Raw genomic sequence first — 25,250 nt, 5'->3', positions numbered from 1 at the left:
TCTCCCATGTCTCAGACCCTGACCGACGGCACCCGAGCGGGTGCGGTCGAGACAACGCCCGCAGAGGCGTCCAAGCGGCGCTGGTTGATCCTCACGATCATCGGCATCGCCCAGCTGATGGTGGTCCTCGACGCCACCATCGTGAACATCGCTCTGCCGTCCGCTCAGGCGGACCTGGGCTTCTCCGACGGCAACCGGCAGTGGATCGTCACCGCGTACTCCCTGGCGTTCGCCTCGCTCCTGCTGCTCGGCGGGCGCATCGCGGACCTCTTCGGGCGCAAGCCCGCCTTCCTGATCGGTGTCGCCGGGTTCGCCGCGGCCTCCGTGCTCGGCGGGGCGTCCACCGGCTTCGGAATGCTGGTCACCGCCCGCGCCCTCCAGGGCGTCTTCGGCGCCCTCCTCGCGCCCGCCGCGCTCTCGCTGCTGAACACGACCTTCACCGACGCCAAGGAACGCGCCAAGGCTTTCAGCGTCTACGGCGCGATCGCCGGCGCCGGTGGCGCGGTGGGTCTGCTCCTCGGCGGGGTACTGACCGACGCGCTCGACTGGCGCTGGACGCTGTTCGTCAACATCGTCTTCGCGATCGTCGCCTTCGCCGGCGGCTGGATGCTGCTGACCAACCACCGTGACGCGGCGAACTCCAAGCTCGACCTGCCGGGCACACTGCTGGTCTCCTCCGGTCTCTTCTCCCTGGTCTACGGCTTCTCCAACGCCGAGACGCACGACTGGAGTTCGCCCGCCACCTGGGGCTTCCTGGCCGCGGGCGGGATCCTGCTGACCGCGTTCGCCTGGTGGCAGACCCGGGCCGAGCACCCGCTGCTGCCGATGCGCGTGCTGCTCGACCGCAACCGTGCCGCGTCGTTCATCACGGTTCTGATCACCGGCGCGGGCATGTTCGGCGTCTTCCTCTTCCTCACCTACTACCTGCAGCTGAACCTCGGCTTCAGCCCCACCAAGACGGGTGTGGCGTTCCTGCCGATGATGGCGGCCCTGATGGTCATGGCGCAGGTCTCCACCACGATCCTGGTGCCGCGGATCGGGCCCAAGGCCGTCATCCCCGCGGGCTTCGCGATCGCCGCGGTCGGCATGGCATGGCTGACCGGCATCGGTCTCGGCTCGTCCTTCTCGACCGCCGTGCTGCCGCAGCTGCTTCTGGTCGGCGCGGGCCTCGGCGTGGTGATGCCGCCGGCCATGTCGCTGGCCACCAGCGGGGTCGCCTCCGCCGACGCCGGTGTCGCCTCGGCGACCGTCAACACCATGCAGCAGGTGGGCGGTTCGATCGGAACGGCGCTGCTGAACACGCTCGCCGCGAGCGCCGCGACCAGCTATCTGTCCGGCAAGGACGCGACCGACAAGCTGGTCCGGGCCCAGTCGACGATCGAGAGCTACACCACCGCCTTCTGGTGGTCGTCCGGCTTCTTCGTCGCGGGCGCGCTGATCGCCTTCCTGCTCTACCGCCGCGGGAAGCTGGAGCGGGCCGAGGACGGTGCAGACGCCGCACCGGTCGTCCACATGTGATCGGTCACTGATCCGATCACCCGCCAGGCCGAGGGGCCGCCGTCTGCAGGGAGACGGCGGCCCCTCATCCGCGTCCCGCGTCTCCGGCGTCTCCGGCGTCTCCGGCGTCTCCGGCGTCCCCGGCGTCCCCGGCGTCCCCGGCGTCCCCGGCGTCCCCGGCGTCCCCGGCGTCCCCGGCGTCCCCGGCGTCCCCGGCGTCCCCGGTGGCGGACCGTCTCGTCCGTCTCCGGTAACGGGCCGTCTCGGCAGCCAGACGGGCCTGCTGAGCCAGTTCGTTCTGGGGCTGCGCGGGCCGGTACACGACGATGGCCCGGTGCGCCTTCTGCAGCCTCAACCCCGATGGACTGGGGGCGACTTCACCGTCGTACGCCAGACTGTCCGAGCCGGCGAGACCCTCCAACTGCACCCACGGGACGTGTTCGGCGCTGTACACCCGGGAGCGGCGGAGCCCCCCGACGAGCGCGGAGGCGACGACGCGGGTGCGCGCGAGCCGGCGATCGCCGTCGACCAGCCGCACGTCCAGCAGTCCGTCGTCCAGGCGCGGCCGGAACGCAGGGGCGAAGCCCTCGGGCACGTAGCGACCGTTGCCCGCGAAGAACAGCCACAGGCGGCGCGGGTGGCCATTGACGTTCAGCTCGATGGGCGTCGCGGTGCGCAGCACCCGGATGAGGGCGACGGCCGCGGCGGGCCACTTGCCCCACCGCTCCTCCAAGTGCTCACGGAGCCGGACGAGTTCGGGGTACAGGCCGATGCTGAAGGTGTTGAGGAACCGCACGTCCTGGCCGGCCCCCGACCTCGCCACGCCGAAGTCCACGGCCACCGCCTCGCCCCGGGCGACCGCGACCGCGGTGTCCTCGAAGTCGGGTACACCCACGTCCTGCGCGAAGTGATTGAGCGTGCCGCCGGGGAACACCGCGAGTGCGAGCCCCCGTTCGGCCGCCGCACGGGCCGCGGCGTTGACGCTGCCGTCGCCTCCGCACACGCCCAGCACGCCGGCCGCCCGCGAGGCCCGGTCGACGGCCTCGGCGAGCAGCGCGGCGAAGTCGTCTTCGGGACCGCGCTCGATCAGCTCGGCCCCGGGCAGCAGTGCGCGCAGCCGCTCGGCGGGCGGCAGCGGCGCGGCGGGCACGCCGGTGCCGGACCGGCTGTTGACGAAGACGATCAGTCCCTCGCCGCGGGGCAGCGCGGGCGCGTGGGCCGCGGGCCGCTCCCGTTCCGGGGCGGTCGCGCGCGGTGGCCACCAGCGGCAGGTGAGCGCGGCGGCTCCGACGCCGATCACCACCCCGGCCAGCACGTCTCCCGGGTAGTGCACGCCGACGTAGACGCGGGAGAAGGCGACGGCGGCGGCGAGCGGCGCGACCATGGCGCCGTAGCGGGTGGACTCCAGGGCCACCCCGGTCGCGAAGGCCGCGGCGGACGCGGAGTGCCCGGAGGGGAAGGACGTGGTCTGCGGCTGATGCCTGAGGTGCCGGATCTGCGGCACGTGCTCCAACAGCGGGCGGGGGCGCCGGGCGCTCCACTTCACGACCGTGTTGACGGTCAGCGAGGCCAGCGCGAGCGAGCCCGCACCGCGCAGGGCCGCCCGTCTGGCCCTGAGTCCGCCGATCGCCGCGAGCCCGGCCGCGGCTCCCAGCCACAGGCGCCCGTGGTCGGCGGAATGGCTGAGCCACCGCAGCGCCGGATCGGCTCCGGGCACCCGCGCCCCGGCCACCCGTGTGAACAGCCGCTGGTCCAGCTCGCCGAGTACGCGCATGCTCCATCGCTACGGTGCCGCTCCCTCGTCGGCATCCCGGGCGACTCGGACCGGTGACGCCTCTGCTCCGTGCGGCGCATGTCCCCGGCCTGTCCGCTCCGGCCGGCGAAGGCCGGCGAAGGCCGGCGAAGGCCGGCGAAGGCCGGCGAAGGCCGGCGAAGGCCGGCGAAGGCCGGCCGACCAACGGCACACGCGGGTCACGGGCAGCCCGCCGCCGGTGACCGGCTGCCCGTCGGCGGCACACGGAAGTGACCGGCCGGCCGCCGACGGCGCCCGTTTACACCGTGCCGCGCAGCCGCCATGGTGGCCGTATGCGCAGATCTGCGGCGGCGGCCGGCAGCTCTCTCTTCCTGGCACTGGCTCCCGGCACCGTGGCGGTCCTTCTCCCCTGGTGGCTGACGGGCTGGCGGTCCGGTGACTGGTGGCTGCCCGTGCGCGTGCTGGGCCTGGTTCCCCTGGTCGCGGGCGCGGTGGTCCTGTTGTTCGCCTTCGCCCGGTTCGTCGCCGAGGGCCTCGGCACTCCGGCGCCGGTCGCGCCCACGGAACACCTGGTCGTGGGCGGGCTCTACCGCCATGTCCGCAATCCGATGTACGTGGCCGTCGTCGCGCTGATCGCCGGGCAGGCCCTGCTGCTCGCCCGGCCGGTGCTCATGGTGTACGGCGCGATCGCCGGGCTGGTGATGGCGGCGTTCGCGCGGTGGTACGAGGAACCGGAACTGATCGGCAGATTCGGCGCGGAGTACGAGCGTTATCGACGAGCGGTACCCGGCTGGTGGCCCAGGCTCCGCCCCTGGCGCGACGCCGGTTGACTCGGCGGCAGCGCGAGGGACGGCACCGGGATCGCGGCCAGGACGATCCACGGCACGGCGGGGCAGTCCGGTGTCCGGCGGGGCGCCCGTCCCCGCGCCGACCCGCGCGTTCCATGCCGCACATGGGATCGTCCCCGATCCGGCCCGGACGACCTCGACGGCGCGCGAAGGTGCACACAGGGCGTGCCGACGGAGCACCGGGGTACGAAGGCGCACACAGGGCGTGCCGCCGGAGCACCTGGGTACATGCAGCGGCATGCGGATGAGTGTGGTGGATGTGGGGTCGAACACGGTGCGGCTGGTGGTGGCGGATGCCGAGGGCGGAGTGCCGCTGCCGGTGCACACCGCCAAGTGGCGGCTGCGGCTGTCCGAGCGGATGGCGCACGGCGGCCCGATCCCCGACGAGGCGGTGGGTCAACTGGTCGAGGCGGTGCGTGCGGCGGGGAGTATGGCCCAACGATGGGGCGCGGCGGGCCCGTTGGCCTTCGCGACGACCGTGGTGCGCAACGCCCCGAACCGTCAGGAGGTGCTGCGTGCCGTGTGCGCGCGGGCCGGAGTGCGGCTGTGCACCCTGCCGGGCGAGGTGGAGGCCGAGCTCACGTTCCTCGGGGCGCGCCGCTGGATGGGCTGGCGCTCCGGGCCGCTCGCGCTCCTCGACATCGGCGGCGGCTCACTGGAGGTGGCGTTCGGCCGAGGCAGGCTGCCGGACTTCGTGGCGTCGCTGCCGCTCGGCGCGGGGCGACTGACCCGCGAGTTCTTCGAAGGGCAGGACCCGCCGCCCGAGGAGAGCGTCAAGGCGCTGCGCCGTCACGTACGCCATCAACTGCGGGATGTGGCCGCTCGGATCCGCTGGGAGGGGCCGCGCACCGCCGTGGCGACGTCACGGACCTTCCAGCAGCTGGCCCGGCTGTGCGGTGCGCCGCCCGGGCGCCACGGCCCGTTCGTGGAAAGGGAGTTACACCGGGCGGACCTACGCGGCTCAGTCGATTGCCTCGCGCGGCTCACGGCCGCGGAGCGTGCGCTGCTGCCGGGCATCTCGGCACCGCGGGCCGCCCAGAGCCTGGCCGGTGCGGTGGTCGGGCACACGGCGATGAAACTGGCGGGCCTGAAGACGGTGTCCATCTGCCCCTGGGCCATCCGCGAGGGCATCCTGCTGCGACACATGGAGGAGGGCGGCTCATGGTGGGCGGACATCACCCGGCACAGTGACGAGGCCACGCCGCCGACCGGTGGGGCCCATCTGCGCATCGCGACCCCGGTGCGCTGAGCGGGCGCCTCCCCGGCACCCGCCCCCGGTCCGACCGCCTTCACCTCAACAACCGCTTGGACAGGGCTCGTTGAAGCAGTGGCGCAGGAGAAGGCGAATACGCCGCCGATCGTCCACACACGAATGCCGAGGGCCGGCCGACAGCCCCACTCTGTCCGGCCGACCCCCGGTGCGAAATCGCGTGGCCCCGCGGCGGGGCCCGCACTCCCCAGTTACGGACCTCGATCGACGTTCACGAGGACCGCGCGATCCCGGTCCCTCAGAACGTGAAGACGGTCATCCCGTAGGAGTTCTTCACGCACTCGTTGGCGAAGGTGCGCTCGTACGAGACGCGCTTGCCCTGCCAGACGCCGTCCACCGTGACGACCACAGGGTCGAACTGCTTCGTACAGACGGCCCCGTCTCTGACCGTCAGAGCGTCGAGGTCGCCGCCGGCTCCGCGGAGTTCGGCGCAGGCCTGGGTGGCGGCGGGGTGGGTGCCGGAGGCGGTCGGGGCGCAGTTCAGGGTGACTGCCCGTTCCGGAGTGACGGTGGCCGCGCTGTTGCCGTGGCCCATGGTGAGCACCAGGGCCGAGGGGGCGTAGAGCCCGGACGGGCCGAGGCTCGGGGCCGCGTGGGCGGAGCCGAGCAGGGGTCCGCAGACGGCGGTGGCCGTCAGGGTGAGAGTCGCTGCCCAGCGCGCGGTGGTCGGCATTGTGTGCATCCTTCCGCTCGATTGAAGGCCGTACCGGCTCGGTTGGTGCCGGTTCGGCGAGCGCGAGTCTGCCGAGTCCGCACCGGAAACACACATCGACCCCATGCGTTTCGGTAACTTTGAGTGTTGAAACAGTGGCGTGAAGTTACGGAATTCGAACGCACAGGCCCGGGAACGGCACGGTTGCTGATCACAGGAAGCGCCTTCCTGGCCGGATTCCCTTGGCTCGGCAATAGGCCTGAAACATTCCGCTTCAGCTCACGGCGGAGGCCCTTGCCTATGCCGAGCAACGGAGTAATGGTGATTACATGATTACAACAGAGCAGCGCGAGAAGCTGCGCGGCTGGTTCGCCGGCCGCTTGCCCGACGACCTCTTCGAGAGCCTCGCGGAGGTGACGGTCGACCGTGAGGAGATCACCGTCATCGGCCGCATCCCCGAGCCCCGGCTCACCGAAGACGCCTCGGACGCCGAGAAGGAGGCTGCCGCCCAGGCACGCATCCAGGAATTCCGGGAGCGCACCCGCGAGGACCGGGTCGCGGTGGCGCGCGAGGCCGAGCACCGGTTCCGCAAGAAGGTCTCCTGGGGTGTGGAGTGCGGCGGCGAGCGCGCGCTGTTCACGCACATCGCCGCGCCGGTCATGACCCGGTTGCGCCAGCCCGAACGCCAGGTCCTCGACACCCTCGTCGCCGCCGGTGCAGCCCGCAGCCGCAGCGACGCCCTCGCCTGGTGCGTACGCCTCGTGCAGCGGCACACCGACGACTGGCTCACCGAACTGCGCGACTCGCTGGAGCACGTGCAGCGGGTCAGGGCCCAGGGCCCGGACGCCGAACCGGAAGACGCCCCGTCCGACGAGGAGTGACGAACCGCGCCACACTGGCACCAAGGTGCCGACGAGACGAGGTGGTCGCGGATGAGGTTCGGGGTGTCGACGTTTCTCACCGATGAGGGCATCGGTCCGGCGGCGCTCGGACCGGCCCTGGAGGAGCGTGGGTTCGACGCGCTGCTGCTGGCCGAGCACACGCACATTCCGGTGAAGCGGGAGACGCCGTACCCGGCGGGTGGTGATCTGCCCCGCGTGTACTACCGCACGCTCGACCCGTTCGTGGCGCTCGCCGCGGTCGCCTCCGTGACCCGCAAGCTGCTGCTGGGCACCGGGATCGCGCTCGTGGTCGAGCGTGATCCGATCATCACGGCGAAGGAAATGGCCAGCCTCGATCTGGTCTCCGGCGGCCGTGCCGTGTTCGGTGTCGGCGCCGGCTGGAACCGGGAGGAGATGCGCAACCACGGGACGGATCCGGCCCAGCGCGGCCGGCTGATGGACGAACGTATCCGCGCGATCATCGAGCTGTGGACCAAGGACGAGGCCGAGTTCCACGGCGACTTCGTCGACTTCGACCCGGTCTACAGCTGGCCCAAGCCGGTCCAAGGGCCCTACCCGCCCCTCTGGGTCGGCGGCAACAGCGACCGCGCCTTCGCCCGAGTCGCCGAACACGGGACGGCGTGGATGCCCAGCGGCGTACCTCCCAAGGAACTCGGCGCGCGGATCGACCGCATGCGGCAGGTCGCCGGTGACGGGCCGACCGTGGTCGTGTACGCGGCCCGGCACGACCGTGAGTCCCTCGACATCTACGCGGAACTCGGCGTCGAACGCGTGCTGCTCTATCTGCCGACCCGGCCGGAGGACCAGACACTGCGTACGCTGGACGAGCTCGCTGAAGCCGCGTCCGCCTACCGCTGACCGCGCCCGGCCGCCGGGGGATACGGAGCTCACCGTGCCGGACATGGACGAGGACGAGGCGCGTCGCCGGTTTCTGACGGCACGGGTGGCGCGCCTGGCGACGGTGGACGCCGACGGGCGACCCCACCTGGTGCCGGTGGTGTTCGCACGGCACGGCGACATCGCGCTCCACGGCGACGAGATCGTCACCGCCGTCGACCGGAAGCCCAAGAGATCACCGCGGCTCAAGCGGCTGCGCAACATCGCCGCCCACCCGGCCGTGTGTCTGCTCGTGGACGCGTACGACGAGGACTGGGACCGGCTGTGGTGGGTGCGGGCGGACGGCGACGCCCGCATCCTGCCGCCCGACGCGCCGGAGTCCCGGGACGAGTACACCGCGGCGATCGCCCTGCTGCGGGAGAAGTACGCGCCGTACCGCTCGCAGCCGCCGGACGGCCCGGTGATCGCGATCACCGTCCACCGGTGGCACGGCTGGCGCGCCGCACGAGAGACCGACCCGCCCGGCTGAGCCGCCGACCGCCCCAGGCGGTGGACCAATAGTCCATCTCGGACATGAGGAATGGATGATTCGCCTCCTTTTCCGCGGCCGTCGCACCGCCTTAGCGTCGGCAGATCCCCCAAGGAGGCCGTCCACTCACGCCGCACACCCAGCGGCGACAACCGGCCACCCCGCCCCCAGCGCCACCACGCGCTCCGTCGCCCTTCCGGTACAGGCACTTCGCTGGAGCCCCTTTGTCCGAGAACTCCCCCGCCACGCCGCCGCCGTCCCTCACCGAGGTGGAGACCTACGGCGTCGAGCGCATCCCCGACGCGGACCGCACCGCATCGCCGCTCGACCTGTTCCGGGTCGCCTTCGGTGGTGCGAACACCTTCTCCACCTGCGTCCTCGGGGCCTTCCCCATCCTCTTCGGCCTCTCCTTCTGGCAGGGGCTCGCGGCAACACTCCTCGGAGTCGTCGTCGGCGCGCTGATCCTGTGCCCGATGGCGGTGTTCGGCCCGGTCAACGGCACGAACAACGCTGTCGCCTCCTCCGCGCACCTGGGTGTGCACGGCCGGGTCGTCGGCTCGTTCCTCTCGCTGCTCACGGCCATCGCGTTCTTCTCGATCTCGGTGTGGAGCTCCGGCGACGCCCTGGTCGGCGGCGCGCACCGGCTGTTCGGCCTGGAACGCAGCACGCTGTCGTACGTCGTCGCGTACGCGCTGTTCGGCGGTCTGGTGCTCGCGGTGTGCGTGTACGGGTTCCGGTTCATGCTGTTCGTCAACAAGATCGCCGTGGCCTCGGCGACCGTGCTGTTCCTGCTCGGCGCGATCGCCTTCGCCGGTGACTTCGACCCGTCGTACGCAGGTGTCTTCACCGCCTCCGCCGACTCGGCGACGCAGGCGCTGTTCTGGCCCTCCTTCATCGGCTCGGCACTGATCGTGCTCTCGAACCCGGTGTCCTTCGGAGCGTTCCTCGGCGACTGGTCCCGCTACATCCCGGCGAACACACCCCGCCGCAAGGTCGTCGGCGCCGCGTTCCTCTCCCAGATCGCGACCCTGCTGCCGTTCGTCTTCGGTCTCGCGACGGCGAGCATCATCGCGACCAAGGCCCCGAAGTACGTCGACCCGGCCGCTCCCGACTTCGTGGGCGGACTGCTGGCCATCTCGCCGAGCTGGTTCTTCCTGCCGGTGTGTCTGCTCGCGCTGATCGGCGGCATGTCGACCGGCACGACATCGTTGTACGGGACCGGGCTGGACTTCTCGTCGGTGTTCCCGCGTCTGTCGCGGGTCCAGGCGACGTTCCTGGTCGGCGCGTTGTCGATCGCGTTCATCTTCGTCGGGCGCTTCGGCTTCGACCTGGTGCAGTCCATCTCGACATTCGCCACGATGATCATCACCTGCACGACTCCGTGGATGGTCGTGATGATCCTCGGCTTCTACACCCGGCGCGGCTGGTACGACCCGGACGCGCTCCAGGTCTTCAACCGCCGCCAGCGCGGCGGCCGCTACTGGTTCACGCACGGCTGGAACTGGCGGGGCATGACCGCCTGGTGGGTGTCCGCGGTGATCGGTGTGCTGTTCACCAACATCCCCGGGCAGTTCGTCGGTCCGCTGGGCGACCTGGCGAACGGCATCGACATCAGCCTGCCGCTGTCGCTGGCCGTGGCCGCCGTCCTGTTCCTGGGGCTGCTGCGGCTCTTCCCCGAACCCCGGGCCGTCTACGGACCCGAGGGTGCGCGGCTGGCCCGTACGGTCGAGGTGCCGGTGCCGCCGATCACCGGCCCCGGCACGGAGACCGACGGCGCGCAGCCGGTGCTCGCCGTAGAGAGCAACTGAGGATGCTGGTGAGGGACATGCACGCGAGGGAGTCCTGGCTCGATCTCTCCGTCCCCGTGGTCACCGGGATGCCCGTCTATCCCGGTGACCCGCAGGTGGAGGTGGACCGCGCGCTGCGGGTCGCCGAGCACGGCGTCAACGTTCTGCGGCTGCATATGGGTTCGCAGTCCGGGACGCACGTCGACGCGCCGTACCACGTGGACGAGGCCTGGCCCAGGCTGGACGACCTGCCGCTGGAGCGGTTCGCGGGTCCCGCGGTCGTCGCCGACGTCCGCGGCCTCCCGGCGCGAGCCCCGATCACCCCCGACCTGCTCGGGCCCGCGCTGGCCCGCGTGCGCCTCGCGCCCGGCGCGATCCTCCTGCTGGCCACCGGCTGGTCGGCGTACTGGGGGACGGACCACTACCTGGCGCATCCCTGGCTCACACCCGAGGCGGCCCAGGCCGTCGTCAATGCGGGCGTCCGCACCGTCGGCGTCGACGCGCTGAGCGTGGACCCCACGGGCGGCGCCGACCTGCCGGCACACCGCATCCTGTGCGGCACGGAAGGCGTGATCGCCGAAAACCTGACGCGCCTCGACCAGGTCGCCGCCGCTCAGGCTTCGGGCAGCCCGGTGGAGGTGTTCCTCTTCCCGCTGCACCTGCCCGGGGCGGACGGGGCTCCGGTCCGGGCGACGGCCCGCATCGGGCACCGGGCGGACTTGGCGTAGGCGCTCCGGCACGGACGATGGGTCCTCGCGCCTTCGAGAGGTCGTCGAGGCGTTTCAAGGACCCCTCCCCCGGTGACACCACCTGGGTCTTCGACGCGTCGAGCCTCGCCTGCCTCGGAACGAAGAAGACCGCGCTCCTCGAGGTCGGACTGACCGACCGACTCGGCCGGCCCCCGGTCCGCTGATGCCGGCCTCGGTGCGGGGCATGACCGTCGGTCAGCCGGCCGTGCGCGCGACTTCGGCGATGACCTCGACGGCCTGGTCGAGTTCATCCTCGGTGTTGTAGTAGTGCGGGGAGAGCCGCACCAGGGGGTGGACGCCCCGGTTCTCGGTGTCGAACTGGGTGTGCTCGGGGGTGGTCGTGGAGACATTGATGCCTCGCTGTGCGAGCGCCGCCGCGACGTCGGCGGTGGGCAGGGCATCGACCTTCGCCGTCACGATGGCGCACCGGTCCCGGCCCAGGTCGTACGTGGTGACGCCGGGCAGGGCCTCGAGCCGGTCGCGCAGGTAGGCGCCGAGGGCTACGACTCGCTTGCCGATCTGGTCCAGGCCCAGGTCGAGGGCCTGGACCACGGCCGTGTGCAGCCCCAGGACGTTGGAGTAGCTCACCTCCCAGGTCTCGAAGCGCCGCGCGCCGTCGTGCCAGGTGAAGCCACGCTCGCCGTCCCAGGTGGCGGCCTCGATCTCGCAGACGAACGGGTCGAGGTACTCCAGAGCCTCCGGACGGACCCACAGGAAGCCGATTCCTCGCGGTCCGCGCAGGAACTTGCGGCCGGTGGCGGTGAGCATGTCGCAGCCGATCTCGGCGACGTCGACGGGAAATTGCCCCACGGACTGTGTGGCGTCCAGCAGGAAGGGCACGCCGGCCGCCCGCGTGATCCTGCCGATGTCGGCCGCCGGGTTGATCAGGCCGCCGCTGGTGGGGATGTGGCTGACTCCGACCAGTTTGGTCCGCTCGTCGATCAGGTTGGCCAGGGCCGCGGTGTCGAGCTGTCCGGACTCGTCGTCGGGGACCACCACGACCTCGGCGCCGGTACGCCGGGCGACCTGCAGATAGGCCAGCACATTGCTGCCGTACTCGGCCCGGCCGGTCAGGATGCGGTCGCCCGGCTCGAAGGCCATGGAGTAGAAGGCGGCGTTCCACGCGTGGGTGGAGTTGTCGAACAGCGCGATCTCGTCGGCCCGTCCGCCCACCAGCCGGGCGATGTGCGTGTAGGTTTCGTCGATTCTGTCCCGCTCCTGGAGTGCCGCCTCGTATCCGCCGATGGCCGCTTCGAGTTCCAGATGGGAGGTCATCGCCGCAAGGGTCTGCCGGGAGAGCAAACCGGCTCCGGCGTTGTTGAGGTGCACGCGGTTCGCCGTGCCCGGGGTGTCCTTGCGCAGCGCGTCGATGTCCATGCCGGTGCTTTCCCGTCTGCCCGAGATTCGCTTGTCTTCCGTACGTTCCCGAAGCGCCGCACCTGAAGCACCGGGGAGCCCTGGCCGCCGAGGTGCCCATGCTCGCCAAGCGCCCGCCCAGTGTGACGTCCGAATACCGCCAGACGCGCAGCCACGGGAGCGGCAGACTCGTACGCGAAGATGAATCGCCAGAAAAAGGAAGAACGATGACTATCTACGCGATGCTCGACAGCCCGCTGGGCGAACTTCTGCTGGTGGGTGAGGAGTCGGAGACCGCGACGGGCGGCACCGCGCTGAGTTCGCTCTCGGTGCCCGGCCAGAAGGGCGGCGTCACCGTCCAGGACGGCTGGCACGAGGACACCGACGCCTTCGCCGAGATCATCCGCCGGCTCGGCTCGTACTTCGACGGCGAGCTCACCCGCTTCGACATCGAGTACACCACCGGCGGCACACCCTTCCAGCAGCAGGTGTGGAGGGTTTTGGAAGGCATCGACTACGGCACCACCCTCACCTACGCGCAGGTCGCCGACCGCCTCGGCATCCCCCGCTCGGCCTCGCGCGCGGTGGGCGCCGCCATCGGCGCGAACCCGCTGCTCGTCGTACGTCCCTGTCACCGCGTGCTGGGCAGCAGCGGTGCGCTGACCGGATACGCCGGCGGCCTGGACCGCAAGCGGCAGCTGCTGGACCTCGAGAACGCCCGCCGGGCCGCATGACCGGCCTCCATCGGTCGCAGGGCCCGGAACATCACGAAGAGGCCCTGCGGCTTCCACCTCCCGGGAGGACACCATGATCGGCACCACCCGACTTCCGGGCACGCTCAGCGAGCGGGTCGACTCGGCGGACTGGGACGCGCTGACCGCGGAGATCAACGAGTACGGCCACGCCCTCACCGGTCGGCTGCTCACTCCCGCCGAGTGCGCGGCGATGACGGACCTCTACGACAATCCGGAGCACTTCCGCACCACGGTCGACATGGCCCGCCACCGGTTCGGCTCCGGACAGTACCGCTACTTCACCCATGAACTACCGGATGCTGTACGGGAGTTGAGGGAAGCACTCTACCCGCACCTGTTGCCCATCGCCCGCGACTGGGCCGCCAAACTGGCTCAGCCGTCCCCCTGGCCGGACGGCCTGCGGGAGTGGTTGGCGCTCTGCCATGGCGCCGGGCAGGCCAAGTCCGCTCAGATCCTTCTGCGTTACGGGGCCGGGGACTGGAACGCCCTGCACCGCGATGTGTTCGGCGACGCCGTCTTCCCGCTCCAGGTCGTCATCGGCCTCGACGTGCCCGGAGTCGACTACAGGGGCGGCGAGTTCATCATGACCGAGCAGCGCCCCCGCGCCCAGTCCCGCGGATCGTCCACCACCCTGCCGCAGGGGCACGGGCTGATCTTCACCACCCGCGACCGGCCTGTCGCCTCCCAGCGCGGCTGGTCCGTCGGCCCCATGCGGCACGGGGTGAGCACCGTCCGCTCCGGCAGGCGGCACACCCTCGGCCTCGTCTTCCACGACGCCACATGACCGACCCGACAAGCGGGCAGCGCACGTACACACTGCGCGGCCCGGACAACAAGCCGTACCGAAGCAGCACGCCGGGCACGCTCGGCGGACACCGGCGCGGAAAGGTGTACGGGCGCCTGGACTGCCCCTCGGCACTGCGCGCGATGGGCCGCGGCCCCTACGTGCAGTACCGGGTCTTCTTCGCCGACGAAGGCGACGCGATCGCCGCCGGATACCGGCCGTGCGCGGTGTGCCTGCCCGACGAGTACCAGCGATGGAAGGCCACCGAGCAGAATCGGAAGCGCACTTCTCCCCCTCCTGAGGGAGGCGGATTCTCACGGCTCGCGCTGTGAGGGTATCTACTTCACCCTCAGCCTGTTGCATATTACTTGCAATGACAACACCCCTTGCGATTACTTCGGCACCCGGCTTCGACCGGGACCCCGTCCGGTGACTGGGTCCTGACCGCGCGCCCCCGCCACCGGCGAGGACTCAGGACCTGACCGTGCGAGCGATGTCCAGCGTCAGCCGTTGCCACGGGTCGCGGGGGTCGCGGCCCGTGAGTTCGCGGATGCGGCGCAGGCGGTAGCGCAGGGACTGGGCGTGGAGATGCAGTTCGCGGGCGGCGGCGCTCGCCGAGCCCGTGTCGATGTATGCGGTGAGCGCCTCCAGGAGGTGCTGCCGGCCCGGGTCGGTGAGCGGGCCGAGGACGAGGCGGGCGATGTGGTCCGGCGCGGCGGCCGGGTGCCCGGCGAGCAGCGCGAGGACATGGGCGTCGGCGTCGGTGAGGAGGTGGCCCGGTCGGTGGGCGTGGGCGGGTGCCGTGTCGAGGGCGTCGGCGGCCAGGCGGTGGGCGACGGCGACCCGGTCCAGGCTCTCGCCGGTGATCGCGCAACCCCGCCAGGACCGCGCGCCCAGGATCGCTCCCGCCCCGGCGGCCGCCCCGGCCGGCAGCAGCAGAACGGCACGGGAGCCGCGCACCGTCGCCAAAGAGGTGGCCTCGTCGCCCGGAACGGCCAGCGTGTCGAGGAGCCCCGTCGCCTCCTCGTGCGCCAAGTCGGGACGGTCCGTGCCGACCGGTTCCGCCACCAACAGGCAGTACGTGTCCGGGATGTGGATGCCGAGCCGGGCCGACCGGTCCGTCAGCGCGCCCACCGAAGCGTGCCGCCCCGCTATCAGGTCGTCGAGCAGCAGTCGCAGTGCACGGTCGCGGTCCCCGGCGAGGTCTTCGCTGGTCGCGGCGTACGCCGTGGCCATCTCCTCGGAGAGTGTGTCGAGCGCGGTCAGCAGCATCCGGGCGAGCGCGAAGGCGTCCGCGGCGGTGAGTCGGGGCGCGCGGGCCGCGATCTCGTCCGTGAGGACGGTGCCGGCCACCCGGTAGGCACGCAGCACCGCCTGCACGGGGCGCCCGTCGGCCGCGCGGGCCGCGGCGATGCCCCGGAACCGCCTGAGGTCGGCGGGTTCCAGGGTGCCGTCGGTCGCCCAGAGGTGCAGCAGGCGTTCCAGTCCCCAGGCCGCGATGGCCCGTACCTCCGGCAGCCGACTGTCGTCGAGCGCCGCGTACACCGGGACCTGTTCGTGCACCGCGGCGACGATCGCCTCCACGACACGTGGATCGGCGACCATCTCCTGCCGGATGCGTTCCCTGGCTCCGGTGGGGACTTCTGCGGGCTTGCTTGTCACAGGGTGATAATCCCAGCCGCGCGATGTGCGCACCACAGTGGACGGACCTTGTCACAGTCGCCAGGATCGACGTCGTACAGCGCAGTCTCAGGGACGAGAGGCGGGACGTACGGATGGCGAAGCATTGGGCCGACTTCCAGTACGAGATCTATCTGAACGGAATGACGGGTGCCGTACCGCGGCTGCCCACCGATCTGACCCGGCTGGAGGAGCTCACCGAGCAGCGGCTCGGGCCCGGTCCGGTCGGCTATGTGGCGGGAAGCGCGGGCAGCGGCAGCACCGCCCGTGCCAACCGGGCCGCCCTCGACCGGCGCCGGATCGTACCCCGCATGCTGCGCGATGTGCACGAACGCGACCTGTCCGTCGAGGTGTTGGGGCGTCCGCTGCCCGCGCCGCTGGCGCTCGCGCCGGTGGGCGTGCTGTCGATCATGCACCCGGACGCGGAGTCCGCCGCCGCGCGGGCCGCCGCGGCGCAGGGCGTCCCGTACATCCTGTCCTCGGCCTCCAGCACCCCCATGGAGCAGGTCGCGGAGGCGATGGGTGACGCGGAGCGCTGGTTCCAGCTGTACTGGGCAAAGGACCGCGAGGTCACCCGGAGCTTCCTGAACCGGGCGAAGGCGGCCGGGTTCACCGCGCTGCTCGTCACCCTCGACACTCCCCTGCTGGCCTGGCGCCCGCGCGACCTCGACCAGGCCTATCTGCCGTTCCTGCACGGCGTCGGCACCGCCAACTACTTCTCCGACCCGGCGTTCCAGGCGGGCCTCGCCAAGCCGGTGCACGAGGACCCGAACGCGGCCGTGATGCACTTCGTCGGCATGTTCGCGGACCCCGGCAAGACCTGGCCGGACCTGGAGTTCCTGCGGGAGAACTGGGACGGCCCGATCGTCCTCAAGGGGATCCTGCACCCGGACGACGCCCGCCGTGCCGCGAGCGCCGGAATGGACGGCGTGGTCGTCTCCAACCACGGTGGCCGACAGGTGGCGGGCTCGGTCGCGGCCGCCGACGCGCTGCCCCGCGTGGTCGAGGCGGCAGGAGACCGGCTGAGCGTTCTCTTCGACAGCGGGGTCCGTACGGGCGACGACATCTTCAAGGCACTCGCCCTGGGCGCCGAGGCCGTCCTCGTCGGACGCCCGTACGCCTACGGGCTCGGCCTCGACGGGCAGGCGGGCGTCGAGCACGTCATCCGCTGCCTGCTCGCCGAGTTCGATCTCACGCTCGCTCTGTCGGGGCATGCCCGCCCCGCCACCCTCGGCCCCGACGACCTGATCGAGGAAAACGCATGACCGACACGAAGAACGTCCTGGCCGTCGTCTCGCCGCACGTCGGGGGCCGCACGGCGGGCGCCGCCCTCGCCACCATCTTCCCCGGAGAGGCCCACGTCACCGTCGTGGAGGCGACCGACGAGGACCCCGACGCGCTGCGCGCGGCACACGTCATCATCACCGGACTCGGCCCGGTGACCGCCGAACACATCTCCGCCGCACCGGACTTGGAACTCATCCAGTGCGCCAGCCACGGCTTCGACTACGTCGACCTGGACACGGCGCGCGCCAAGGGTGTGCCCGTCTGCAACATCGGCTCCAGTGGCGCCGAGAAGCAGAATGTCGCCGAGCAGACCTTCGCGCTCATGCTGGCCCTCGCCAAGCAGCTCGTTCCGGCGCACACCGCGCTCGTCGACGCCGACTGGGCGCTGCCTCGACTGCAGCAGTCCATCACCGAACTGTCCGGAAAGACCCTCGGCATCGTCGGACTCGGGCACATCGGCGAGGAAGTCGCCCGCCGCGCGCTCGCGTTCGACATGAGCATCGTGTACGCCGGTCCGCAGCCCGTCGACGCCGAGACGGAGGCCCGGCTCGGCGGTGCCCGCCATGTCGAGCTCGACGAACTGCTGCGCACGTCGGACTACATCACGCTGCACGCGCCGCTCACCGATGACACCCGGCATCTGCTCAACGCCGAGCGGCTCGCGCTTCTCAAGCCGACGGCGTTCGTGGTCAACACCGCGCGGGGCGCCCTGATCGACCAGGACGCCCTCGCGGACGCGCTGGAGGCGGGCGCCCTGGCCGGAGCGGGAATCGACGTCTTCGACCCCGAACCGCCCACCGAGGCCCTGCGGTTGCTCAAGGCCCCGAACGTGGTGCTCTCACCGCATGTCGCGGGCGTGACGCGCGAGACGCTCGTCCGGATCGCGCTGGCGGCCGTCCAGAACGCCGCCGACTTCGTGGCCGGCAAGCCGCCGCGCGATGTCGTCTCATAACGTCACAGCCCCACTCCTGTACTGATGTCGGGGAGTCGTACGGGCAGCGGCAACGCGGGTGCCGGGCTCGCGTCGCCGTCGTCGTCAGCGTCGTCGTCGCTGACGGCCACGGCGCGCGGTTCCTGGTAGGTCTCCGACGGGGTGGTCCCGGGGGCGGCCGGCTCGCCCGTCGGCTGCTCGCCGGGCGCTTCGGGCGTGCTGTCGGCCGACGGCGAGTGGCTGGCGGGCTGTGTCGTGGGGCTGGTCGTGCCCGCGATCGACAGCGACTCGGGATCGGCCGAGGCCGCGTCGGTCCGCCAGCGCTGCAGATCGGAGCCGTCGCGCACCTTCACGACAACGTCGGCGTCCGGGTCGGTGGACGCGGGCGCGACCGCGAGCCTGTCGTTCCATCGGGGCAGCAACTCGCCCCGCACGGTGAGGTCATAGCGCTCGTTGTCGCCGTGGGCCGCGCTCTTGGCGACACAGCGGTCCAGGAACACGACACCGTTGTCAGCGTGCGAGTCGAGGCACAGCTCGGGGTTGGCGATGCTGCGGAGCAGACCGTCTCCGTCGTACGACCACTGTTGGGTCCAGGCGGACGAGCACACCGCCAGCCGGGTCTCGGCGCCGGCCTTCGCCGTGCCGCCCCGGATGTCGAGGCACAGGTCGGCGGCGAGGTTGCGCAGCCGGGTCTGCTCGGTGGCCGTCGGGAGTCCGGCCGAGGTGGGGGGCGAGGACACGGCGGGCGGGTCCTGGGAACCCGGGGTGGGCGACAGGGTGCGGCTGCTGCTCGCGCCGGTGGACGCCGTGGGGTCGGCGCCCCGGTCGTCGTGCGACCACAGGCTGGTGGCGAGGACGGTCACGAGCAGGGCTGCCGACAGGCCCGCACCGGTGAGCAGGGCCTTCGGCGGCCGCTGCCCCGGCTGGGCCGCGCGGGGCGGAGCCGGGATCTGGGACAGCAGACGATGACGTCCACCGCTTCCCGGACGGCCGCCGCTGCCGGAACCTCCGCTACTTCCCTGCCGCCGGCCACCGAAAGGGGATCCCACCCGGGGGCGCACCGCTTGCCCCGCGCGCCCCGGGCGGGAGTCGAGATACCGCCGTGCGCCCCAGCCGAGTACCGCCTCGGCGAGCAGCACGCCCAACCCGCCCTCGAAATGGCTGAGTTGCTCGGCCGCGTATCGACAGTACGGGCACTCGATCAGATGCTCTTGCACATCGGGCAGCAAGGCGCCGCCCCGACGAATCGGTACGTCCAGCAACCGGTTGTGGAAGCCGCATTCCTTGCTCGGCGCGAGTTCCCGGTGGGCGCGTACACAGGCCTCCCGGAATTGCTCCCGGGCCTGCTCAAGAGCCGCCGACGCCATGTCGGTATCCATGCCCGACAGACCGGCTGGTACGGATATGGGCTCGGCCTCGACCTCCGTGTGCCACAGCAGGCACCGGGCCAGTGCGGGGAGAGCATGGAAAGCGCGCTCGGCGAGCTTCCGATTTTCGGCCGTCATGGACTTCGCCGCGCGCATACCGCGGCCCCCCGCGGGTTTCCTCAAGTCCGGCAGAACACCGGATATCCGATCGTCCGCGGACCACTCCTTGACGGTGTCCCTTACCGTCACGAGGAGTTGGGGCCGGAGCGCCAGACCGGATTCGCCCTGCACGAGACGGTCGAGTGTCCGGTGGTAGGAAGTCGCGGTCACCAGGGAGGCGACGTTCGCCGAAGAAGCGAGGCAGATGACCGCGTAGTCGTACGCCGACTGCCAGTGCCGGGCCATCAACAGCGCGACGGGATGAGCGGCATCGCTCTCCGGCCGCCCTCTCAGCAGGACGGCGAGACTCTCATCGGATTCACCGGGAACGCCACTGGGCGGATAAGGGGGACGAGGGGGGTGGGGGGTGTGCACAGAGCGGGTTCCTTCCAAGGTGCAAGGTGGCACACAGAAGTTCTTGTCCGCCGAAAAGGAGCCCTGATTGGTGCATACCTTTTTGACGGAGCGCCGGGAAAACCATCGGGAGCGAAGGCCGTACGGCGACCGCCGGTCAAGAGCCTTATGAGCTCGACGACAGCCCCGGAATAGTGAACGGCGATTCAGACCCGACCTTTGACCCCGCGCAGCACGTTAACCCTCGCACAACACGCTCATGACCAACAAGGCACTTGAGCAACATCCGCATCGTTGAAAGAAAGTCAGATCCCGAGGCAACTCGCGCCGCTCGCACCGGCTTTCGAAATTCCGTGCGCCCCGTGTGAACCGCGCGCACACGCCGGCGGCCCGCGCACGCTCCCGGCACACGGAGGCCCGTAGTCCACTGGAACCGGCCCTTCTCGGAGGCCCCGCGCAGGATGGCGGCTCTCCCGCGCGAAACCGGGCCGCCGACCCCGATCCTCCCGCCCTCGGTCGGCGGCCCCGAGGGCGGGGCCCGCTGCCGCACTCCCGGCCCGATGCCCCGAGACTGGACGGACTTACCGTAATGGGGCCCTTCAAGATGGTGTCGCCGGTGGTCACGTTCGTCGGCCTGCCCCGGGCGCAGCTCCCCACAACGCAGGACGCCGCTTCGGGTTCCACAAACAGCCGGCATGGGCCTGGGGTACGGCGGCTGCGGTAGAGCACGAAGGCTGCCAGCGCCAGGAATTCTCACGCCGCCCCGGGGCCCGTGAATTCAGGCCGATCGGGCTCTGCGGACGACGAGATCCGCCTCGGCCCTCCTCCTCGCCCCGTCAGCTACTCCCCCACGGGAGGCGGGACGCTCCGTCAGATCTGCCAGGACCGCAGTCGGTCGGCCGCGCCGTAGACGTCCGTCTTGCCGGAGATCAGATCGCGGGCGAGATCGACGAGTGCGCCGTACGGCGGGTCGACGCCGACGCCGCTGACGAACATGTACGCGACCGCCGCCGAACAGGCGAAGCGGGCGTTGGCGGCCGGTAACGGCTTGAGCAGGGCCAGGGTGTGCAGGAGCGCGGCTGCGCGCCAGGCGGGGTCGGAGTCGACGCCGAGCCGGGGCGGGTCGACGCGGTGGCGGGCCACGGCGGCGACGAGCGCCGAGAAGTCGTTGACCGTGGGCTGGTCGGGCAGCACCTCTTCATGGCGCTGGAGCAGCCACGGCACGTCGATATGGATGACGGGAGCCATCGGTCAGGCGACCCGCCCCTCGCCCTTGGCGGGTGGCTCGTCCTCGGGGAAGGCGGCGGCGAACTCGTCGGCATGCGCGGCGAAGAACCGGCGGAACACCTCCGCGCCTTCCTGCAGCGCCCGGTGCCGCACGATGTCGGCAGCCGCCGCCTCCCGCACCAGGGCCTTCATCGACGTACCGCGCTCCTTGGCTATCTGCCGCAGGTCCTCTAGTTCGCGGTCGCTGAACTCCACGTTGAGAGCTGGCATGCCCTCACGGTACCGCGCGGGTACTTAACCGTAAATACCACCAGGTCAAGGGTGATGCAGAGCGGTACCGGCCGGGCCGGGAACCGCCCGTCACACCTGGTCCGTCACCAGGACGGCCTTCCCGGTGATCTCCCGGCTTTCGAGCGCGGCATGCACGTCGGCGGCCTTCATCAGCGGGTGCACGGAGCCGATCCGTGGCGCGATCGCACCGCGCGCCGCCATCTCGAGCACGCGCTCCAGACCCGCCCGGTACCAGGCGTGATCGCCTTTGATCTCGAACGGCACCATGCTCAGCGCGGCGCGCCGGCCAGGCCGCAGATTCATCACCTTCACGCGTGCCGCGCCGCGCACGGTGTCACCGACCATGCGTCCTGGGCGGCCCGAGAACGCGTAGCTGACCAGTACTCCGCCGGGCGACAGAGCACGGTACGCCTTGCGCAGCCCGGCCCCGCCGATGTGGTCGAACACCGCCTGGACACCGCCCGGTTCGCGCTCGCGCAGCACGGTCTCGAAGTCCTGTCGGCGATAGTCGATGAACGTCACGCCGTGCCGTGCGAGCAGTTCTTCGGCACCGGGCGCCGAGGCGGTGCCGTACATCCGGAGTCCGCGCAGTGCACCGAGGCGGCTGAGCGCTTGCCCCACTCCCCCGCTCGCGCCCTGGATGAGCACCGTGTCCCCGGTCGCGACACGGCCGTGGGTCTCCAGGACGCTCAGGGCCGTCAGGTAGTCGAGCGGGATCGTGGCGGCCGCCAGCGGGTCGAGGCCGTCGGGCAGCGGGACGAGTTGCCACAGCGGCAGGGAGATGTACTCGGTGTAGGCGGCCATCTTCGTCAGGGAGACGGCGACGCGCACCCCCTCCTGGAGCCAGGCCGGCCGGGGGCCGTCGGGCGTGAAGTCCACGATCTCGCCGACGAGTTCGTAGCCGGGCGTGAAGGGCACCTTGCGCTGCAGCAGATAGTCGCCCGACCGCGCCATCAGGTCCGTGAAGCCCACTCCGCTGGCCAGCACCTTCACTCGGGCATACCCCGGCGGGGGCTCCGCCAGGGTGGCCTCGACGGGCCGCATCGTCTCGGTGCCGCCGAACCGCTCCACGACGATCTTTCGGTACGCGATCTTGCTCATGAACCTCACCACTTTCTGTGTCGTGTCATTAAGTTACACAACACATATCAGTCCGACCAGACCACGTGGCAGATGTGGAGCGGATGGGTGTCGTGTAACGTAGTTTTCTCGTCCATTGACCCCGGGAGTGCAGCACGATGGAGCCGGCCGAAGAAGTCCGCTTCCTCATCCTGGCCGCACAGCGCGAGGGAAATCGCCAACTCGCCCAAGGGCTGCGCCCGTTGGGAGTGACGCCCGCCCAGGCCGAGGTGTTGCGGCTGCTCGCCGAGCGGCAGCCGCTCAGCATGTCCGGACTCGGGGCCCTGCTGGTGTGCGAGAGCGGCGGCAATCCGAGCCGCCTGGTGGACCGCCTGGTCACCGCGGGACTCGTACGCCGCGAGGAAGGCAGCCACGACCGACGCCATGTGGAGCTGACGCTCACTCCCGCGGGCCATGAGACGGCCCGCGCGGTGGCCGCGGTCGAGGCGGAACTGCACGCAGGCATCGGGGACGCCACGGCCGGTCACGACGTCGACGCGGTGCTCGCGTTCCTGCGCGCCTTGGTGGCGGGCCAGAGCGCGGGCGAGGCCGTGGCCCTGCGCGCGGGGCGCGCCGGGGCGCCGACCGGAGCGCCCTAGGTCCTGTCGTCACATTCCCGTCGTCCGCCCGGAGGGCGGGCCCTGCGGCGTCAGGTGCGTGCTCTCGGCGTGCCGGGCACAGGCCCTCGTACTGGATGTACTTGGGTCTGTGCCCGGTGCGGCGAGAGTGCGTGCATGGCGTCGCGGGGCAGACGGGAATGTGACGACAGGGCCTAGCGGGCGCCGCGCCCGGCGGCGCCGCGCCCGCACTCAGCGTGGCTGGGCACGCGCCGCTTCCGTCAGGGGCAGCCAGTGCGCCGAAGCGGCGAGCGGCACGCAGACCCAGTCCTTCATCGGGCGACCGCCCATGGGGTCGAAGAGGTGCGCGCCGTCGAGGGCGAGAGCCTCGGCGTGTTCGGGGGTGTCGCGGTGCAGGCGGACGACCAGTTCACCCTCGTGGAGGCTGACGAAGGCCTTGCCGTTCGGGTCCTTGAGGCAGGGCATCCCGAACATCTTGGAGAGCTTCGCCCCGCGCGGTGCGAGGTCCTCGGCGAGACCCGCGAACAACTCGTCCGCGTCCGGCATCAGGCGACCTTCCGTCCGGTGAGGGCGAGCAGCCGCTCCAGCGGGGTGGCGTCGGCAACGGGTTCGACCTCCGGACCGAAGGCTCCGTCGGCGCGGGCGCCCTCGGCGATCTGTCCGGCGACGGCCGTCGCGGTGGCGACCACGTCGTCGTCGGCCCTGAACGACTGACCGGTGGCGGTGGCCAGGTCCCAGCCGTGCACGGTCAGCTCCATGATGGTGATCATCCCGGCGAAGGGCGCGGGGTAGGTGCTCGACGCGAAGGGCGTTTCGCCTTCCCAGGCGCCGGGCTCGGCCCACGCGGCACCGAGCCGGTCGACGAGCGGCGGGAAGGCCACCCAGGGCGCCTCGGTCAGCGTCGCCGGGGCATCGGCGGGCAGCGACTCCTTCGCGGCGGCGTATCCGCTCATGACGAGCACGCCGAGCAGGTGCTCGCTGAGCCGGTGGACATCGAAGTCGGCGCAGGGCGTGGGAAGTTCACGCTTGCCGGTGAGGGCGGACTGCTGGGCGTACGCCTGCAGGTTGCGGGCGGCGCGGGCCAGCTGGTCGGCGAGGTCGACGAGAGTGGCGTTCATCGGAGTTGCTCCTGTTCACAAGGGTTTGGACCGTCCGGGAGAGGACGGACGGGGACGGCTCACACAGACGGACCCGGCTCAGCCGAAAAAGGGATCGGCCTTGCCCGTCTCCGCGTACGACTTGAGCGCCGTGAACTTGGCGGCCCAGCCGTAGGTGAAGTTGCGATAGGCGTCGTCCTGCGCCGGGAATCCGGCGTGCGTGAAGCGCAGCAGGACCCCACCCTCGGGGACGTCGAGGATCTCGTACGTCTGTGTGGTGCCGGCCCACGGCCCGTTCTCCCCCGTCAGCACCAGACGCCGGTCGTCGGACTCGGTGATCCTCAGCCGCCAGGCCTCCGGCACACCGGGGAACATCAGCGCGTGCTCCGCCCCGACGCCCTCCCCTATCTCGGCGTCCGCCGTGAACCAGCCACGTACGCCGGTCTCGGTGGCGATGGCTTCGCGGACCGTGTCCGCCTCGGCCTCGATGGTCAGCTGCATCGCGATGTCGGGCATCGATTGTCCTCTCGGGATCGTCAGGTCTGTCGCGAGTGTCCGGTATTGCCCCGAAACTCGTTCTTTAGTCGACACTAAAATAAGAACCGGAGCGGCGCAAGTTCAAGCCGTGACTAAAATAAGCGGCGTGGATCAGGTGAAGGCGATCAGTGAGCCGCGACGGCGGGCGATTCTGCAGCTCGTGTGGCACGCGGAGCTGTCGGCCGGAGAGATCGCCGAGCGCTTCGACGTCACCTTCGGCGCGGTCTCCCAGCATCTGAAGGTGCTCCGCGAGGCGGGCCTGGTCGTCGTCCGAAAGGACGGCACCAAGCGGTACTACCGCGCGGACCGTGCTGGGATGGGACCGCTGGCCGCCTACCTGGAGTCCATGTGGGGCGACTCCCTGGACGCCCTGGCCGCGCTCGCCGAACAGGCCGAGCGGGAGGAGGAGCAGAAGTGACCATCACCCCCGACGGTTCCGTCGTCGTACAGCGGCACATCAAGGCCCGCCCGGAGACCGTGTTCTCCTTCTTCACCGACACCGAGCGGTGGCTGTCCTGGCAGGGCATCGAGGGCGTGTTCGACCCGACGCCCGGTGGCGCGTACCGGATGCGGGTCGTCGGTGACGCCACCGCTTCCGGACGCTTCGAGGAGGTCGAGCCGTACACCCGGATCGTCTTCACCTGGGGCTGGGAGAACGAGGGCGACCCGGTGCCGCCCGGCTCCAGCCGGGTCGAGGTCACCTTCGCCCCCGAGCCGGACGGCACCCTGCTCACGCTCACCCACTCCGGGCTGCCCGAGCCTGCCCGCGAGCCGCACCAGGAGGGCTGGATCCACTACCTCGACCGGCTCGCCGTACGGGCGTCCGGCGGCGACCCCGGCCCGGACAGCTGGATGGAGCCGAAGCCCGAGTGAGCACCCGCGGACCGGGCCACCGGCCGCCCGG

At 71.1% G+C, this 25,250-nt stretch carries 28 protein-coding genes; 17 read left to right on the top strand and 11 right to left on the bottom strand.

The annotated features are described in order from the left end of the window. The first annotated feature begins 6 nt into the window (after positions 1-6). Complete coding sequence (locus tag IEY95_RS15470; protein WP_189186615.1) at positions 7-1,518, top strand: MFS transporter; 1,512 nt, start codon at positions 7-9, stop codon at positions 1,516-1,518. A 64-nt stretch (positions 1,519-1,582) separates the two neighbouring features. Here the strand turns inward: IEY95_RS15470 and IEY95_RS15465 are convergent, their stop codons facing one another. After that, positions 1,583-3,271: a bifunctional phosphatase PAP2/diacylglycerol kinase family protein gene (locus tag IEY95_RS15465; RefSeq protein WP_189186614.1), complete on the bottom strand. Its 1,689-nt coding sequence runs from the start codon at positions 3,269-3,271 to the stop codon at positions 1,583-1,585. A gap of 311 nt (positions 3,272-3,582) precedes the next feature. Between IEY95_RS15465 and IEY95_RS15460 the strand changes: the two genes are divergently transcribed. Continuing rightward, positions 3,583-4,080, top strand: a complete 498-nt coding sequence (locus IEY95_RS15460; protein ID WP_189186613.1) for a methyltransferase family protein — start codon at positions 3,583-3,585, stop codon at positions 4,078-4,080. A gap of 256 nt (positions 4,081-4,336) precedes the next feature. Next, a complete protein-coding gene (locus IEY95_RS15455) occupies positions 4,337-5,347 on the top strand; it encodes a Ppx/GppA family phosphatase (RefSeq protein ID WP_189186612.1) in 1,011 nt (336 codons plus the stop codon). Positions 5,348-5,606: 259 nt separating this feature from the next. Here the strand turns inward: IEY95_RS15455 and IEY95_RS15450 are convergent, their stop codons facing one another. Next, a complete protein-coding gene (locus IEY95_RS15450) occupies positions 5,607-6,041 on the bottom strand; it encodes a protease inhibitor (protein ID WP_189186611.1) in 435 nt (144 codons plus the stop codon). A 308-nt stretch (positions 6,042-6,349) separates the two neighbouring features. Here IEY95_RS15450 and abmR point away from each other — a divergent pair, with 308 nt between their 5' ends. The 6 genes from abmR (at position 6,350) to IEY95_RS15420 (ending at position 10,988) form a co-directional block, all read left to right on the top strand. Next, on the top strand, positions 6,350-6,901 hold the full coding sequence (abmR, locus tag IEY95_RS15445) for an ATP-binding transcription factor AbmR (protein WP_189186610.1): 552 nt from the start codon (positions 6,350-6,352) through the stop codon (positions 6,899-6,901). Positions 6,902-6,952: 51 nt separating this feature from the next. Next, positions 6,953-7,780: an LLM class F420-dependent oxidoreductase gene (locus IEY95_RS15440; protein ID WP_189186609.1), complete on the top strand. Its 828-nt coding sequence runs from the start codon at positions 6,953-6,955 to the stop codon at positions 7,778-7,780. A 34-nt stretch (positions 7,781-7,814) separates the two neighbouring features. Beyond that, positions 7,815-8,288 carry a TIGR03668 family PPOX class F420-dependent oxidoreductase gene (locus tag IEY95_RS15435; RefSeq protein WP_229702979.1) on the top strand — a complete coding sequence of 158 codons (474 nt, stop codon included), beginning with the start codon at positions 7,815-7,817 and terminating at the stop codon, positions 8,286-8,288. A 224-nt stretch (positions 8,289-8,512) separates the two neighbouring features. After that, on the top strand, positions 8,513-10,096 hold the full coding sequence (locus IEY95_RS15430; protein WP_189186608.1) for a purine-cytosine permease family protein: 1,584 nt from the start codon (positions 8,513-8,515) through the stop codon (positions 10,094-10,096). Positions 10,097-10,113: 17 nt separating this feature from the next. Further along, positions 10,114-10,803: a cyclase family protein gene (locus IEY95_RS15425; protein ID WP_189186607.1), complete on the top strand. Its 690-nt coding sequence runs from the start codon at positions 10,114-10,116 to the stop codon at positions 10,801-10,803. Positions 10,804-10,820: 17 nt separating this feature from the next. After that, positions 10,821-10,988 carry a hypothetical protein gene (locus tag IEY95_RS15420; RefSeq protein ID WP_189186606.1) on the top strand — a complete coding sequence of 56 codons (168 nt, stop codon included), beginning with the start codon at positions 10,821-10,823 and terminating at the stop codon, positions 10,986-10,988. Between the two features lie 31 nt (positions 10,989-11,019). On the opposite strand, the gene IEY95_RS15415 is transcribed toward IEY95_RS15420, so the two are convergent. Continuing rightward, positions 11,020-12,201 carry an aminotransferase class V-fold PLP-dependent enzyme gene (locus tag IEY95_RS15415; RefSeq protein WP_189186605.1) on the bottom strand — a complete coding sequence of 394 codons (1,182 nt, stop codon included), beginning with the start codon at positions 12,199-12,201 and terminating at the stop codon, positions 11,020-11,022. 206 nt (positions 12,202-12,407) lie between these two features. On the opposite strand from IEY95_RS15415, the gene IEY95_RS15410 reads away from it, so the two are divergent. From IEY95_RS15410 to IEY95_RS15400, 3 genes are all read left to right on the top strand, one after another. Further along, a complete protein-coding gene (locus tag IEY95_RS15410) occupies positions 12,408-12,914 on the top strand; it encodes a methylated-DNA--[protein]-cysteine S-methyltransferase (protein ID WP_189186604.1) in 507 nt (168 codons plus the stop codon). A 73-nt stretch (positions 12,915-12,987) separates the two neighbouring features. Beyond that, positions 12,988-13,719 carry a 2OG-Fe(II) oxygenase gene (locus IEY95_RS15405; protein ID WP_189186603.1) on the top strand — a complete coding sequence of 244 codons (732 nt, stop codon included), beginning with the start codon at positions 12,988-12,990 and terminating at the stop codon, positions 13,717-13,719. After that, entirely contained in the window at positions 13,716-14,051 is a 336-nt protein-coding gene (locus IEY95_RS15400) for an Ada metal-binding domain-containing protein (protein WP_189186602.1), read from the top strand. The genes IEY95_RS15405 and IEY95_RS15400 overlap by 4 nt, the downstream gene beginning before the upstream one ends. A gap of 139 nt (positions 14,052-14,190) precedes the next feature. Here the strand turns inward: IEY95_RS15400 and IEY95_RS15395 are convergent, their stop codons facing one another. Then, on the bottom strand, positions 14,191-15,381 hold the full coding sequence (locus tag IEY95_RS15395; protein ID WP_189186601.1) for a PucR family transcriptional regulator: 1,191 nt from the start codon (positions 15,379-15,381) through the stop codon (positions 14,191-14,193). 113 nt (positions 15,382-15,494) lie between these two features. On the opposite strand from IEY95_RS15395, the gene IEY95_RS15390 reads away from it, so the two are divergent. Beyond that, on the top strand, positions 15,495-16,664 hold the full coding sequence (locus IEY95_RS15390) for a lactate 2-monooxygenase (RefSeq protein ID WP_189186600.1): 1,170 nt from the start codon (positions 15,495-15,497) through the stop codon (positions 16,662-16,664). After that, positions 16,661-17,638 carry a 2-hydroxyacid dehydrogenase gene (locus tag IEY95_RS15385; protein WP_189186599.1) on the top strand — a complete coding sequence of 326 codons (978 nt, stop codon included), beginning with the start codon at positions 16,661-16,663 and terminating at the stop codon, positions 17,636-17,638. Before IEY95_RS15390 ends, IEY95_RS15385 begins: the two co-directional genes overlap by 4 nt. Before the next feature lie 2 nt (positions 17,639-17,640). Here the strand turns inward: IEY95_RS15385 and IEY95_RS15380 are convergent, their stop codons facing one another. The 4 genes from IEY95_RS15380 to IEY95_RS15365 all read right to left on the bottom strand — a co-directional run bounded on the left by IEY95_RS15380 (position 17,641) and on the right by IEY95_RS15365 (position 22,116). After that, positions 17,641-19,518, bottom strand: coding sequence for an RICIN domain-containing protein (locus IEY95_RS15380; RefSeq protein ID WP_189186598.1), 1,878 nt, complete (start codon positions 19,516-19,518; stop codon positions 17,641-17,643). Between the two features lie 849 nt (positions 19,519-20,367). Further along, positions 20,368-20,745: a toxin Doc gene (locus IEY95_RS15375; RefSeq protein ID WP_189186597.1), complete on the bottom strand. Its 378-nt coding sequence runs from the start codon at positions 20,743-20,745 to the stop codon at positions 20,368-20,370. Between the two features lie 3 nt (positions 20,746-20,748). Then, positions 20,749-20,994, bottom strand: a complete 246-nt coding sequence (locus IEY95_RS15370) for a hypothetical protein (RefSeq protein ID WP_099501331.1) — start codon at positions 20,992-20,994, stop codon at positions 20,749-20,751. A 90-nt stretch (positions 20,995-21,084) separates the two neighbouring features. Further along, a complete protein-coding gene (locus tag IEY95_RS15365; RefSeq protein WP_189186596.1) occupies positions 21,085-22,116 on the bottom strand; it encodes a zinc-binding dehydrogenase in 1,032 nt (343 codons plus the stop codon). Positions 22,117-22,253: 137 nt separating this feature from the next. Between IEY95_RS15365 and IEY95_RS15360 the strand changes: the two genes are divergently transcribed. Then, a complete protein-coding gene (locus IEY95_RS15360; protein ID WP_189186595.1) occupies positions 22,254-22,733 on the top strand; it encodes a MarR family winged helix-turn-helix transcriptional regulator in 480 nt (159 codons plus the stop codon). Between the two features lie 210 nt (positions 22,734-22,943). On the opposite strand, the gene IEY95_RS15355 is transcribed toward IEY95_RS15360, so the two are convergent. The 3 genes from IEY95_RS15355 to IEY95_RS15345 form a co-directional block, all read right to left on the bottom strand. Continuing rightward, on the bottom strand, positions 22,944-23,258 hold the full coding sequence (locus IEY95_RS15355; RefSeq protein ID WP_189186594.1) for a hypothetical protein: 315 nt from the start codon (positions 23,256-23,258) through the stop codon (positions 22,944-22,946). Continuing rightward, the gene (locus IEY95_RS15350) at positions 23,258-23,830 is read right to left on the bottom strand and encodes a TIGR03086 family metal-binding protein (protein ID WP_189186593.1); all 573 of its coding nucleotides are present in this window, start codon (positions 23,828-23,830) and stop codon (positions 23,258-23,260) included. The genes IEY95_RS15355 and IEY95_RS15350 overlap by 1 nt, the downstream gene beginning before the upstream one ends. Before the next feature lie 78 nt (positions 23,831-23,908). Then, positions 23,909-24,325, bottom strand: a complete 417-nt coding sequence (locus IEY95_RS15345; RefSeq protein WP_189186592.1) for an SRPBCC family protein — start codon at positions 24,323-24,325, stop codon at positions 23,909-23,911. A gap of 127 nt (positions 24,326-24,452) precedes the next feature. Between IEY95_RS15345 and IEY95_RS15340 the strand changes: the two genes are divergently transcribed. Further along, positions 24,453-24,764, top strand: coding sequence for an ArsR/SmtB family transcription factor (locus IEY95_RS15340; RefSeq protein ID WP_229702978.1), 312 nt, complete (start codon positions 24,453-24,455; stop codon positions 24,762-24,764). Next, positions 24,761-25,219 carry an SRPBCC family protein gene (locus tag IEY95_RS15335; protein ID WP_189186590.1) on the top strand — a complete coding sequence of 153 codons (459 nt, stop codon included), beginning with the start codon at positions 24,761-24,763 and terminating at the stop codon, positions 25,217-25,219. The genes IEY95_RS15340 and IEY95_RS15335 overlap by 4 nt, the downstream gene beginning before the upstream one ends. Positions 25,220-25,250: the final 31 nt, after the last annotated feature.

This window comes from Streptomyces albiflavescens (assembly GCF_014645835.1).
GTDB classification, from domain to species: Bacteria; Actinomycetota; Actinomycetes; order Streptomycetales; family Streptomycetaceae; genus Streptomyces; species Streptomyces albiflavescens.
This window is presented reverse-complemented; position numbering and strand designations above follow the sequence as displayed.